Source organism: Moraxella porci DSM 25326 (assembly GCF_002014855.1).
In the GTDB taxonomy this organism is placed as follows: Bacteria; Pseudomonadota; Gammaproteobacteria; order Pseudomonadales; family Moraxellaceae; genus Moraxella; species Moraxella porci.
Genome location: NZ_MUYV01000001.1, coordinates 351087 through 364864, shown reverse-complemented (window position 1 = coordinate 364864; position 13778 = coordinate 351087). Strand labels below are relative to the sequence as shown.

The 13778-nt window shown below is 47.2% G+C and carries 14 protein-coding genes; 6 read left to right on the top strand and 8 right to left on the bottom strand.

The features are described 5' to 3' along the window. Positions 1-123: 123 nt before the first annotated feature. From ppsR to sthA, 3 genes are all read left to right on the top strand, one after another. Positions 124-990 carry a posphoenolpyruvate synthetase regulatory kinase/phosphorylase PpsR gene (gene ppsR, locus B0681_RS01740; protein WP_078317014.1) on the top strand — a complete coding sequence of 289 codons (867 nt, stop codon included), beginning with the start codon at positions 124-126 and terminating at the stop codon, positions 988-990. 71 nt (positions 991-1061) lie between these two features. Continuing rightward, the gene (locus tag B0681_RS01735) at positions 1062-1433 is read left to right on the top strand and encodes a DUF4377 domain-containing protein (RefSeq protein WP_078317013.1); all 372 of its coding nucleotides are present in this window, start codon (positions 1062-1064) and stop codon (positions 1431-1433) included. Between the two features lie 72 nt (positions 1434-1505). Then, positions 1506-3083: a Si-specific NAD(P)(+) transhydrogenase gene (sthA, locus tag B0681_RS01730; protein WP_078317012.1), complete on the top strand. Its 1578-nt coding sequence runs from the start codon at positions 1506-1508 to the stop codon at positions 3081-3083. A gap of 185 nt (positions 3084-3268) precedes the next feature. On the opposite strand, the gene B0681_RS01725 is transcribed toward sthA, so the two are convergent. Continuing rightward, entirely contained in the window at positions 3269-4711 is a 1443-nt protein-coding gene (locus B0681_RS01725) for an SLC13 family permease (RefSeq protein WP_078317011.1), read from the bottom strand. Positions 4712-5089: 378 nt separating this feature from the next. Between B0681_RS01725 and xseB the strand changes: the two genes are divergently transcribed. Next, positions 5090-5317, top strand: a complete 228-nt coding sequence (gene xseB / locus B0681_RS01720) for an exodeoxyribonuclease VII small subunit (protein ID WP_078317010.1) — start codon at positions 5090-5092, stop codon at positions 5315-5317. A 101-nt stretch (positions 5318-5418) separates the two neighbouring features. Here the strand turns inward: xseB and pncB are convergent, their stop codons facing one another. Further along, positions 5419-6645: a nicotinate phosphoribosyltransferase gene (gene pncB, locus B0681_RS01715; protein ID WP_407661931.1), complete on the bottom strand. Its 1227-nt coding sequence runs from the start codon at positions 6643-6645 to the stop codon at positions 5419-5421. A gap of 246 nt (positions 6646-6891) precedes the next feature. Between pncB and lipB the strand changes: the two genes are divergently transcribed. Together lipB and B0681_RS01705 are read left to right on the top strand one after the other, a co-directional pair. Then, positions 6892-7632, top strand: coding sequence for a lipoyl(octanoyl) transferase LipB (lipB, locus tag B0681_RS01710; RefSeq protein WP_078317220.1), 741 nt, complete (start codon positions 6892-6894; stop codon positions 7630-7632). Positions 7633-7668: 36 nt separating this feature from the next. Then, positions 7669-8199: an inorganic diphosphatase gene (locus B0681_RS01705; protein ID WP_078317008.1), complete on the top strand. Its 531-nt coding sequence runs from the start codon at positions 7669-7671 to the stop codon at positions 8197-8199. A gap of 110 nt (positions 8200-8309) precedes the next feature. Here the strand turns inward: B0681_RS01705 and B0681_RS01700 are convergent, their stop codons facing one another. The 6 genes from B0681_RS01700 to ppk1 form a co-directional block, all read right to left on the bottom strand. After that, positions 8310-8789: a hypothetical protein gene (locus B0681_RS01700; RefSeq protein WP_211271485.1), complete on the bottom strand. Its 480-nt coding sequence runs from the start codon at positions 8787-8789 to the stop codon at positions 8310-8312. A gap of 231 nt (positions 8790-9020) precedes the next feature. Beyond that, positions 9021-9485: a Cys-tRNA(Pro) deacylase gene (gene ybaK / locus B0681_RS01695; protein ID WP_078317006.1), complete on the bottom strand. Its 465-nt coding sequence runs from the start codon at positions 9483-9485 to the stop codon at positions 9021-9023. Between the two features lie 3 nt (positions 9486-9488). Continuing rightward, positions 9489-9893 carry a hypothetical protein gene (locus tag B0681_RS01690; RefSeq protein ID WP_143821212.1) on the bottom strand — a complete coding sequence of 135 codons (405 nt, stop codon included), beginning with the start codon at positions 9891-9893 and terminating at the stop codon, positions 9489-9491. A 9-nt stretch (positions 9894-9902) separates the two neighbouring features. Beyond that, a complete protein-coding gene (aroC, locus tag B0681_RS01685) occupies positions 9903-10991 on the bottom strand; it encodes a chorismate synthase (RefSeq protein ID WP_078317004.1) in 1089 nt (362 codons plus the stop codon). A 124-nt stretch (positions 10992-11115) separates the two neighbouring features. Then, a complete protein-coding gene (locus tag B0681_RS01680; protein WP_078317003.1) occupies positions 11116-11598 on the bottom strand; it encodes a YchJ family protein in 483 nt (160 codons plus the stop codon). Continuing rightward, positions 11595-13754, bottom strand: a complete 2160-nt coding sequence (gene ppk1, locus B0681_RS01675) for a polyphosphate kinase 1 (protein WP_078317002.1) — start codon at positions 13752-13754, stop codon at positions 11595-11597. The genes B0681_RS01680 and ppk1 overlap by 4 nt, the downstream gene beginning before the upstream one ends. Positions 13755-13778: the final 24 nt, after the last annotated feature.

Below are 13778 nucleotides of genomic sequence, written 5' to 3'. Positions count from 1 at the left end.
AATCTTAACCAAAATCACGCCATCGTAAGTTGGGTGAAATTTGTGCGCGGTGCTGTTCGTAAGTTAATTTTGTGCTATAATTAAGGTGCTAATTTATCTTAGGTCAAATGAAGTAGAACAGACATGTATGTCCATACCCCCTTACAGTCCGATCAAGACGATCGCCCCGCCATCCGCAGCGCATTTTTTATTTCTGACGGCACTGCGATCACCGCTGAGACACTTGGTAAATCGCTGCTAAGTCAGTTTAGTGATGTTGAGTTTGACATTCAGGTGATCCCTTATGTCGATACCATACAGCTGGCGCACGAAGCGGTTAAGCGCATTAATACCGCTTATGAAAAGACCCAGCTGCGCCCTTTGGTATTTGACACCATTGTCAGTGACGAAATCCGAGAGATCATCAATTCAGCCAATGCTCACAATCTGGATATCTATGAAGGCTTGATCAATCGTATCGCCACCGAGATCAATCATAAGCCGAACCCACATGCAGGCATGGCGCACAGCAATGTTGATTCGGATGATTATAAAGCGCGTATCGATGCGGTACATTTTGCCTTAGATAATGACGATGGCGCCCGCACCAATCACTATGATGGCGCTGACATCATCTTGGTCGGTCTGTCTCGTTCTGGCAAAACACCGACCTCGCTATATCTGGCACTCCAATATGGCATCCGTGCCGCTAACTATCCATTAACCGAAGAAGATCTAGACACCAGTCAGCTGCCGCGTGCGCTCAAACCTTATCATAATAAGCTATTTGGTCTGACGATCGATACCGAGCGATTGGTGCGCATTCGCCAAGAGCGCAAAGCAGGCAGTCGTTATGCCAGCCTTGCCCAATGCCAAGCCGAACAGCAAGCGATTCAGGCCATTTATAGCACCCAAAAAATCCCCAATCTGAATGTCTCTGAAATGTCAGTTGAAGAAATTGCTACGCGTATTTTGCAGATCACTGGCCTAAAACGCCGCATTGGTGTTTAAGTTGATTTGGCTATCGTACAGCTGATGGGCGGATACAGTAACAGATAAAGTTAAAAAATTAGAGAAATGCTATGACAAAAAAATATGTTTTAAGCGCATTATTGACACCCATATTTTTGATGGCTTGTCAATCCACACCACCCAAGCCTGCGCCTTATATTGCCCCTGTACTGACCACCAAAAACAGTCAAGTGCTGGAGGTGCTGCCGACGCGCATGCCGTGTGATTCAGCCACACCCATGCAGTGTTTATTGGTCAAGCCTGTCAATGGTGCAGACAGTGAGATTTTTGGCATCGGTTTTGGCGATATTAAGGGCTTTGAGCCGAGAACTGGCGTGCATTACAAGATCCGTGCCAGTCAAGAATTTGATCAAGCAACCAATGAACCTACTGGCAAATGGCAGCTACAAGAGGTGCTTTTTCAAGGCCTACCAAATTTATGACACTGCGCTCCGAGTAGAAGCCAGATTAAAGATCATCTAAAAAATCCATCATAATTTTTCTAAGGAATTGATATGTCAAAAAACAAAAAAGCCAATAACGAACCAGACAGCGTAGAATCACAAGACACCCCTACCGCCATCAAAGCAACTGCGCCCACATTTCAGCATGTCGATCACGACCACCCTAGCTTGATCAGCCCGCTGGATGGCAATCGCATTGATTTGGGGCGCTATAAAACCCGTCTGAACAAAAACCGCCTAAAGCACAATTATGAATATGATGCCATCGTGTTAGGCGCAGGCCCTGCAGGTGAAGCAGCTGCGATGAAACTTGCCAAATCTGGCCTACGCGTGGCGGTCATCGACCCGCGCGAGCAAGTCGGTGGTAACTGCGCCCATGTCGGCACCATCCCTAGCAAAGCCCTTAGACAGTCGGTATTTAATATCATTAACTTCCGCCGAGATCCATTGTTCAATAAGGCCAAAGATAGCTATCAAGTACCGCTTAATAAAGTACTAAGCCGTGCGCGTGAAGTGATCCGCAATCAAGTCAATACTCATAAGCTGTTTTATGAGCGCAACCAAATCGAAGTCATTCACGGCTGGGGCAGCTTTATTGATGCACACACTTTGGAGATTTATTCGGGTGAGCTTGAACCCACCAAGACCATTACCTTTAATGAAGCAGTGATCGCTGTCGGCTCGCGCCCTTATCGCCCTGACATCCTAGACTTCGATCACCCTCGCGTCTTTGATTCAGACAAGATCCTACAGATGGATTATATGGCGCGCAAAATCATCATCTATGGCGCTGGGGTCATCGGTTGTGAGTATGCATCCATCTTTACAGGCTTAGGCTATGTGGTTGATTTGATTAACAATAAAGAGCAGCTACTTAGCTATTTGGATGAAGAGATCTCAGATGCCCTAAGTCACGACTTCCGTCAATTTGGCGTGCGCATCCGTAATAACGAAGAAATCGACCATCTTGAAACGCATGACGACTGCGTCATCCTACACCTAAAAAGCGGTAAAAAAATCAAATCAGATGCGATTCTTTGGTGTAATGGTCGCTCGGGAAATACCGACAGTCTAAACCTTGAAGCTGTGGGGTTGAGCGCCAATAATCGCGGTCAATTGGAAGTCGATCAAACTTATCGCACCAGTGTTCCGCACATCTACGCTGTCGGTGATGTCATCGGTTGGCCATCATTGGCATCAGCTGCCTATGATCAAGGCCGAAATGCGGCAGGCTTTATGGTTGGTGATGAGGATGCAGAGTTCATTAACAGCGTACCGACGGGTATTTATACCATCCCTGAGATCTCAAGCATCGGCAAGACCGAAGCTGAGCTGACGGCCGAGCAAATCCCGTACGAAGTCGGCCAAGCTTTCTTCCGCCATCTGGCTCGCGCACAGATCATCGGTGAGCGCTCAGGCGTCCTAAAGATTTTGTTCCATCGTGAGACCTTGGAGCTGCTAGGCATCCATTGCTACGGCAACCACGCCTCTGAGATCATTCACATCGGTCAGGCGGTAATGAAGTGTGGCCATACGCTAGAGTACTTTATCAACACCACCTTCAACTACCCGACGATGGCAGAGGCTTATCGTGTCGCTGCCCTAAACGGTATGAACCGAATCTTTTAATCGTCTTTCATTTTATCATCTAATGAGCTGATGGCCGCCATCGGCTCATTTTTTTGGCCTATGATTTGTGATATATCCTACTGATGACCAATCAAATAACCGCCACGCTTTTGATAATATAAAAAACCGAGCGATATCAACCGCTCGGTCATTGAATCATTCAATAGCTGAGTGATTCGTTTGGTTTATACCAAAAAGACATACGCCCAAATAGTGACGATGGCAATGGCGACCAAGTTCAGCCACCAGCCGACTTTCATCATATCGCGCTGTTTGACATGTCCTGTACCCATCACGATGGCGTTCGGCGGAGTCGCCACAGGCATCATAAAGGCACAAGAAGCACCGATACCGATGACCATAATCAACACTTCAGGCGGCAGGCCAAGCTGTACACCGATTGGCGCAAACAGTGGCACAAGCAGCGCTGCCGATGCGGTATTACTGGTAAACTCAGTTAAGAAGATGATAAAGGCTGCGATCACTAGGATCACCAGCAGCGGTGAAGCACCTGCCAACGCGCCAGAGATGCTCTCGCCCAGTACCGCCGATGCGCCTGTGTCTTTCATGATATTTGACAGAGCGATACCACCGCCAAACAGCATCAATACGCCCCAGTCGGTGTTGTCCGAGACTTGTTTCCAGCTGACCAAGCCAAACAGCAGCACCGCCACCGCCGCAAACAGCGCGATTACAGTATCAGGCTGTGCAAAGCCAAAAGTCTCACCCAGCTGCTTACCAAAAATCCAGCTCACCGCAGTGATGGCAAAAATGACCAAAGTCAAAATGCGTGGCAAAGTCATCGGAATATGCTCTTGCTCGACCATTTGGATTTTTTGATTAAGATTTGGGCGCAGCACCAGATACATAGCACCTAGTAAAAATGGCATCAGTACTAGCATCACTGGCAGACCAAAGCTCATCCACTCGCTAAAACCAATGCCAAGTTCTTTGGCGGCAATCGCGTTCGGCGGTGAACCCACCAAAGTACCCAAGCCACCGATCGACGCTGAGTATGCAATGCCTAGCAGCACAAAGATAAAGGTATTGCGGTCTTTGGTCTCATCCACCGAGGTCAATAGACCAATGGCAAGTGGCAGCATCATCGCTGCTGTCGCTGTGTTACTGATCCACATCGATAAGCCTGCGGTCACCGCAAACATCATCACCACAGCGCGACCCAGATGACCGCCCGCCATGCCAATTAAGCCAAAGGCGATCTTACGATCCAGCTTTTGGACATGCATGGTAGCAGCCAGCGCAAAGCCACCAAAGAAAACAAAAATAATCGGATCGGCGAAGCTTGACAAGGCTTTTTTGGTATCAAACTCTGGAATACCAATGAATAATGCTAATAGCGGCACCAAGATGGCTGTCGCAGTGACATGAATGGCTTCTGTTAGCCACAAAATGCCAATGAATGCTGCCAATGCCAAGCCTTTATTGGCCAGTGGTTCAAAAGGTAAAATATTGTTCAGCACAAATGCAACGACAGCTGCGATCGCAGTAATTACAATGCCGCGAATGGCATCGCTACGCAGCGTACCTGAAGGTGGCGTGCTATTATCATCGTGCTGAAAATCGGTTCTAAGAGTAAAATCAGTCTCTTGTTGGGTATTTTTCGTCATAATTCATCCTTAATGTAAAGACCTTTGTTGAGGATGTATTTTGGCAAGTTGGCACATCACAGTGATCCTCGGCCGATCCACCACTCATCAAGGCAAAACGATGCAAAAATTACAGGTACAGCAAAACTGCTTATGGCAGCAAGCTCCCATAAGCAGTTTATCCATTGCAAATCGTCCATCGCTTTGGTGTTATGATAACAAATTAGTAAGAATTTGCAACAGATTTGTCATTTTAATCTTACGCGATTGATACAAAGTGCGTCAAAAATAAATTATCTTTGATAAATCCGCCATTTATCAATTAACAAATTCCCAAATTTTGGTTAAAATAAGCATCAAAATAAACCTCTCACCGACCTTTTTATATACGGATTATTTATGACTGACACAGCCACCGCACCTGACAATTTTAAAGACGCCTATCAAATCTTAAAATCCAATGCCGATCGACTTGAACAATCCGATGCACTTGACATTGATAATTTGGTCGCCATCGTCGAAGAATCTTTGGCGGCTTATAAAGTTTGTCAATCCAGAATTGATGCGGTCGAATCTGCTTTGACCTCGGCATTTGCCAAGGCGGATGTGACAACAGAAGACGCCTAAGCACTCATCACTTTCGCGTCACATAAAAATTAGCATCACATAAACAGGCGCCGATGACGCCTTTTTTGATTGATCTGTTTGGGTTGATGACGAGACTTTCATCACTCTTTGATCTCAAACACTTGCTTAAGATACGCCAAATAAGTATCATCCTCAATCATGGTCTTACCTGGGCTGTCGGAGAGCTTGGCGACTGGCTGACCGTTACACGCCACCAGTTTTAGCACGATGTTGAGCTGCGTTGCGCCCATGTCATTGGTCAGATTGGTGCCGATACCAAAGCCTGTCTTAATTCTCCCTTTAAAATACTGATGCAAATCCCACGCTTTTTGGAGCGTTAGACCATCACTAAAAGTCAGACTTTTGGTGATTGGATCAATTTTTAGTTTATGATAATGCTTGATTGCTTTATCGCCCCACTCATACGGGTCGCCACTGTCATGTCTTAGACCGTCAAACAGCTTGGCAAAATACAAATCAAAATCACGCAAAAACGCATCCATCCCCACCACATCGGTCAAGGCAATGCCCAAATCGCCACGATACTCACGCACCCAGCATTCCAGTGCCGCCTTTTGGCTGTCTCGTAGACGCACATCCAGCGCCTGAAATGCCTGCATAAATTCATGTGCCATCGTGCCAATCGGCGTGATGCCAAGTTTTTTGGCAAGATAGACATTGGATGTACCACGCACGATCTCAGGGCACGCCTTTGACAGCGTCTCGACCACATGATACTGCCACGCCTTACTGAACCTGCGACGCGTACCAAAGTCCGCCACCGTAAATGGTGCTGACTCATGGCTGCCATCAGCGGATTGTTTGGCGTGATATTCATGTAGCCAAGCAACTTTCTCATCCAAGCGTCGTTGCCCCTCGATCAGTAATGCTTTGGTATCAAGGCGTGCATAATACAGCTCACTGACGATGCATAGCACAAAAATCTCAAAGAACATTGCCTGGATCATCGGGCCTTCGATGTCGATGTTCAGATGATTTTCCTCATCGACAGATACCGTGATAAAGCGGCGTTTTAGCGCAAATAATTCTAAATAATCGACAAAATCAGATTTAATAAATCTTAGGCTGCGCAGATAATCCAGCTCATCTTGAGCAAAACGCAGCTGACACAAATAATCCAGCTGCGTCTCAAGATCATCCTTAATTTGGCTCAGCGGATAGACAGTTTCGTCATGATTGCGGCAGCGAAAGCGATACACGCCATGCGTCTGGGGGAATTGATGCAACATCGCTTGCAGCATGGTGAATTTATATAAATCATTATCCAGTAGCGATGTGATGATCGGCTGTGCTGATGAATTGCTCATAAACATATCCATGATTATTGTTGTTAGTCAAATGCTTATCATACACAAAAATCACGCCTTTTGCACTCATTTTCCCAATGGTTTTTCAATTTTTTTAAGTAATTTTCCAATTATTATTAAATTGTATATACCTTGATGTGGCTGCTTGCATTGCCAAAGATACCATCAATCTTACAGCAAAGCGATGAAATTTGGTGTATAATGCCTTCCTACCCCAAAAAACTTAACATCACTCGAAAACTGCTTATGAGCAACCAAATTTTTCCCAGTCAGTTGACACAGTTATCAGCCTTATCGACGGATAATTTTCAAGTGCGTCTGCCTGATGATGCTGAATATAACGCCACACACAATGCCATGCTGACACGCACTTTGGCGCGTATCGAAGATAAAAAATCAGGCATCATCCACCCTGATGAGCTGTGGATTGTCGAGCATCAAGATGTCTATACGCTTGGTCAAGCAGGCAAACCTGAGCATATTTTATATCAAACAGATACGCCGATTATCAAGACCGACCGTGGCGGTCAAGTCACTTGGCATGGGCGTGGGCAGCTCGTCGTATATTGGTTGTTTGATTTACGCGCACTCGACATGGGTGTGCGTGATTTGGTCAGTCATGCTGAGCAAGCCATCGAAGATGTGGTCAGCGACTATCTGCCCAACTCACTCATCGCCAAGGCTCGCCGTGATGCCCCCGGGGTGTATATTTATAATCATGATGGTGATATGCTTGGCAAAATCGCAAGTCTTGGCTTTAAGATCAAGCAAGGCTTTAGCTATCATGGCGTGGCGATTAATCTTGTCAATGATTTATCCGCCTTCAATGCCATCAATCCGTGTGGCTATGCAGGGATGCCGATGGCAAAATTGGCAAGCTATGGGCTGTTTGATGACACCAAAGTTGCTGAATTTATCGAAAAATTCATCAAAAATATTCACGCACGCCATCAAGGATTGGTTGCACTTCGGGCGATAGACGAGTAAAATAGGTCAAATTTCTTTTTTTAATCGGAGTATAGTATGGCAGATTTTAACCAAATCCTAGATGCAGGCGATGTTGATGGCGGTATCATCAATGTGGTCGTTGAGATTCCAACGGGTTCAAACCACAAAATCGAATGGAACCGCAAATTGGCTTGCTTTGAGCTTGACCGCGTTGAGCCAGTTGCATTTGCCAAGCCTTGCAACTATGGCTTTATCCCACAGACACTGGACGAAGATGGCGACGAGCTGGATGCGCTGATCATCACCGAGCAGCCGCTGACCACTGGTATTTTCCTACAAGCCAAAGTCATCGGCGTGATGAAGTTTGTTGATGATGGCGAAGTCGATGACAAAATCATCGTCGTACCTGCCGACGATCGCAACAATGGCAATGCTTATAACAGCCTAGAAGATTTGCCGGCACAGCTGATCAAGCAGCTTGATTTCCACTTCAACCACTACAAAGACCTAAAAAAACCAGGTACTACCAAAGTTGAAGGTTTCTTTGGTGTGGATGTCGCCAAAGAAGTCATCAAAGAGAGCCAAAAACGCTGGAAAGAGATGTGATCTTTGATTAACATCGATCTTCGTAACAAAAAGCCAAGTTGTGTAAACTTGGCTTTTTATATTGGCATGGATAAGCTTAGCACATCCTTTGGCAAAATAAGCAGGTCTTATCATGGAGACGGTGGGATGATATCAATCTCAATGGTATAATCCATCACAGCGGGTCTGCGCCCAAAAGCATCGTATTCCAGACGGATGACATGACGACCATTTTTGGTCACCACAAAGCTGCCATTGGCAAAATCATGGGTGTCAGGACGCACCAAACTTAAGCGAATCCGATCATCAGAGATGCTGGCTTGGATGGTATCGCCGATATAAGGATAGATAAAATAATCACAAGTATTGCCCGCCATGCTATCTTGGCGCAGCACTTGGTTGCTATCAACCTTTTTTTGTACCAATCGAGGGCAGTTGTCTTGGGCATTGGCTTTTCTTTCGGCGATGGGCGTTGTGTTTACGATGGTCTGATTCGTGGTTTGCTCTGGCACATTAGATGCTTGTGGTTCGGCTTTATCTTGGTTGCATGCGGTCAATAACACCACAGATAAGGCGCTGATAACGGCGCAAAATTTACAGCTTTGTACCATGATGCCATATCCTTTATCAAACATTCTCAAATCGCCAAACCCATCAGCCAACGCTCAAGCCATCCCAATGAGCAGCACTACAGGATCGATGAGCATTTAACCGCCAAGCCAGATATTAGCCAAAATCTTGGCAAAACCGCGTTGGCAGCGCATATAAATTCTCGCTGACAGCAACTATAGCACAAAAATTACAAAAAATAAACAAAATACAGCAAAACTTTACTAAGCCCATCACTCGACGATATCGGAAAATGTCGCTGATAATAGATTTGCCAAGTCTTTGGGATCGATGCCGATATCACAGCCTCGCTTACCGCCACTGACATACATTTGATCCAGCGCTTCGGCACTGCTGTGAATCACTGTTTTTAGACGCTTTTTCTGAGCCAATGGGCTGATGCCGCCGACGATGTAGCCGGTGACGCGTTCCGCATCGGCAGCGGCTGCCATTTGTAGTTTTTTGCTGCCGACCGCTGCTGCCAATTTTTTTAGATTTAGGCGATGATCCACCGGTAAAATCGCGACAAAGAACGACTGTCCATCAAAAGCCAATAATGTCTTGAACACCAGATCGGCCTCTAGTCCAAGTTTTTCGGCAGCCTCAAGCCCAAAGCTCTCGGCAGATGGATCATGCTCATAGCTTAGCACTTGATGGCGGATCTTTTGTTTTTCAAGCAATTTGATGGCAGGTGTCACAGCTCATACCTCATTTGGGTTGACGGTATCAACCTTAGGATCGCGGCTGGTGCAGATCGCCATTGCTTTTGCCACTTTATCGATGATCACTTGGCTGTCGATGCTGCCTTGTTTTACGATCGACAATAAAGCTTCGGACGACAGTGTGGTTTTGATTTCGTCGCCCGTACATTGGCACAGATTGGCCTTTTGTTCGGCTGTTAAGATCAGATCGGTGAAGGCGGCATTATTATTCAGCTGATTTTCACACTCGGTTCTGAGTGTCGTCAGCAGCATTTCACTGCCCAGATTACCCACTTCATCGATGCCAAGGTTTTTGGCGGTTTGTTGGATGTGGGGGTTATCACAGCCCACCAAAAATACAGCACCAATGATGAGCGCAAAAAGCTTATTTGTAGAGAACATCATACACCTCCATCAAGCGATCGGCTTAAGCGGCGGTACGACATCGGCATTTTGGGCGCGATGACGCAGATAATGATCCATCAACACGATCGCCAGCATCGCCTCAGCGATCGGGGTTGCGCGCACGCCAACACAGGGATCATGACGGCCTTTGGTGATGACATCGACCGCCTCGCCATCAAGATTGATGGTCTTGCCTGCGGTGGTGATGCTGGCTGTCGGCTTTAAAGCGATGGCGACGCGGATGGTTTGGCCGCTTGAAATACCGCCCAAGATACCGCCTGCGTGATTGGCATTAAAACCCTCGGGCGTCAGCTCATCACGGCTGTCATGACCAAACTGCTCAGCCACAGCAAAGCCATCGCCAATCTCAACACCCTTAACAGCATTGATGCTCATCATCGCATGGGCAATGTCAGCATCAAGCCGATCAAAGACAGGTTCACCCAGACCCACAGGCACGTTTTCAGCAAAAATCTCAAGCTTGGCGCCGCAGCTGGTACCCTCTTCGCGCAATGAAGTCACCAACTTTTCAAAGCGAGCCACTGCCTCAATATCGCCACAAAAAAACGGATTGTTATTCACCTCATTCCAATCGAGCTGATGTGCCTTTTCATTGCCGATCTGCGTGACATGACCACGGATGACGATGCCAAGGCGTTCGGCCAAGTACTTTTTGGCGATCGCGCCTGCTGCCACACGCATCGCTGTCTCACGCGCTGACGAACGGCCGCCACCGCGATAATCCCGAAACCCATATTTCATGGTGTATGTATAATCAGCGTGATTTGGGCGAAAGGTAGCAGCGATGTTGCCATAGTCTTTGGATTTTTGGTCGGTGTTGCGAATCAAAAGGCCAATGGGCGTACCCGTGGTCTTGCCATCAAAGACCCCTGAGATGATCTCGACAATATCATCTTCTTTTCGCTGAGTGGCGAATTTGGAGGTGCCAGGTTTGCGGCGGTCCAGTTCGATTTGCAGATCTTCGCTGCTCAATGCCATACCTGGCGGCACACCATCAACGATGGCCATCAAGCCTGCGCCATGTGATTCGCCACAAGTGGTGACGGTGAAAAGTTGTCCTATCGTATTGCCTGCCATGTTGCCGCCTTTGAATGTATTTTTGGATGATAAAAGTAATAAACTGGATAAAATTGTTATTTTATCATAATTTTAGATGACAAACAGCTTATCATGGCCAATCTACTGATTTAAAAAACTCAATTTAGCCCAAAAATTTACCACAACAGGCCTTGAATCGTTCATTAGAGCCGCACAGGCATGGCAGTTTGCCAGTATGGGTGCATGGCACAGTTGGATCCAAAAAATACCAACGCTCACCCTCGCCATCATCAACTCGTACGAACGCCGAGCGCTCTTCGTGGCACTGTTCACCGTCTGTCGCCATAAAATACGCACGAAAATGCACCTGTGCATGCCTTTTGCCGATCTTTGGGTTGTGGCTTAAAATCATCAATCGCTGCCAGTTGGTTTGGGCTGCCCATGCTCTGATGGCATCCACCGCCAACAGTGGCTGCTGAATGGGCAGCGTGGTATCGATGATATAATCAATATCCTCTCGCACATAAGCACAGTAACGCGAACGCATCAAAGCCTCAGCATTTGGGGCTGCAAGACCTTGGTGATATAGCGCGCAGCAGTCATCATAGGCCAATGCTGATCCGCATGGACACAGATGGATGCTCATGAGGCAATCTTTTCAAGTAGGTATCTTTGGGCATCGTGCGTGCCGCCTGTGGTCGATAATGGATACCACTCGCCTGTGCCTGACAGCTGCCAAGCTTGGACATCATCTTTTAGATAGTTAATCAATCCATCTTCATAGATTTTTTTGAATAATTTAGGCTCAAGGATCGGGAAAGCCACCTCGACACGGTGCAATAGGTTGCGATCCATCAAATCGGCCGAGCTGCAATACAATCGCTCACTGCCGCCATTTTCGACATCATTTGCAAAATAATACACCCGTGTGTGTTCCAAAAACCGTCCCACCACTGAACGCACGCGAATATTTTCGGATAAGCCCACCACCTGTGGGCGCAAACAACAAATCGATCGAACGATCAAATCAATCTGCACGCCTGCCATGCTGGCCTCATACAGCTTATTGATGATCTTGCGCTCGGTCAAGGCATTAAACTTCATGATGATGCGCGCTTTTTTGCCAGCTTTAGCATGGTTAATCTCATCATCGATCAAGCTTAACAAAGTCTCATGCAGGGTAAATGGCGCATGCAAAATCTGCTTCGATGGCAGCGGTCTGCCCATGCCTGTCAGCTGCTGGAATACGCCTGCGACATCTTCGGTCACCTCCGTGTTGGCGGTAAACAATCCATAATCGGTATAAGCTTTGGCATTGCCGGCATGATAGTTGCCGGTGCCTAAGTGCGCATAGCGGCGGATTTTGCCATTTTCGCGGCGAACGATCAGCATCATCTTGGCATGCGTCTTGTAACCGACGATCCCGTAGACGACCACCGCACCTGCCTCTTGGAGCATATTGGCCACAGCGATGTTCGACGCTTCATCAAAACGCGCGCGCAGCTCAATCACTGCGGTGACTTCTTTGCCATTTCGCGCTGCTTCTGCCAATGCTTGCACGATCTCTGAGTTTACCCCCGAGCGATAAATGGTCTGCTTGATGGCCAAGACATTTGGATCATTGGCCGCTTGCCAGAGCAGATTCACCACAGGACTAAAGGCATGAAATGGATGATGCACCAAGACATCTTGTTTGGCGATCGCTGCAAACATCGCGCCAGTATCGCCTTTTTCGATATCGCGGAATGCTTTTGGGATCGCTGCGGTAAATGGCGCAAATTTCAACTCAGGACGATCAAAGCTGGTTAATAATCTGGTCAAATTCACCGGTCCATTGACACGGTACAGCTGATATTCATTGAGTTCAAATTCATCAAGCAAAAAGTCACTGATCTCTTGTGGGCAATTTGTGGTCACCTCCAAGCGCACTTCTTGGCCAAAACGGCGATTATCCAGCTCCCCTTCGAGTGCTTTGGCAATGTCATCAACATCATCGGCCAGTGCCAAATCAGCGTTTCGCGTCAAGCGAAACTGATAGCAACCTGTGACCTGCATGCCCAAAAATAGCTCGCCAACATTTTCATGAATCACTGCCGAGAGCATCACATGGTGTTCTTTGCCATCAGTCAGCTCATCAGGCAAGCGAATGACGCGCGGCAATGAACGCGGTGCAGGCACGATCGCAAGATTAATATCGCGTCCAAACGCATCTTTACCCTCTAAGCTTACGATGAAGTTCAGCGATTTATTGACCAAGCGTGGAAATGGATGCGCAGGATCGATACTGATCGGTGTCAAGACTGGCATCACTTGGCTAAAAAAATACTCTCGCACCCAAGCGCGCTGCTCATCGTTCAGCTCATCGCGTCGAAGATAGCGGATCTCATGCTTGGCAAGCTCAGGCAAGATGTCTTCATTGAGCATTCGATACTGCTCGCGCACGGCACGATGAGCGATGGTACTGATGATTTGCAAAATTTCGCTTGGCTTTCGACCATCTAGGCTGCTGACCTGATCACCTTGTTTCATTTTTTGGAGCAAGCCTGCCACACGGATCTCAAAAAACTCATCCAAATTTGATGAAAAAATCGTCAAAAAAAACATGCGCTCCAACAGTGGATGATGCACATTGGCCGCCTGCGCCAGAACTCGCAGCTGAAATCTGAGTGCTGACAAATCGCGATTGATGTAGCAGTTGGGCATAAAATTACCCGACGCATCAAACAGATTTTCAATCTCTGTGAGTGGCAGCGCAGCAGGACTACTTGGGTTGGCTGAGACTTCGTTGGCGGTGTTAATCATAGTGGCATTCCTAAAACTGGCGAT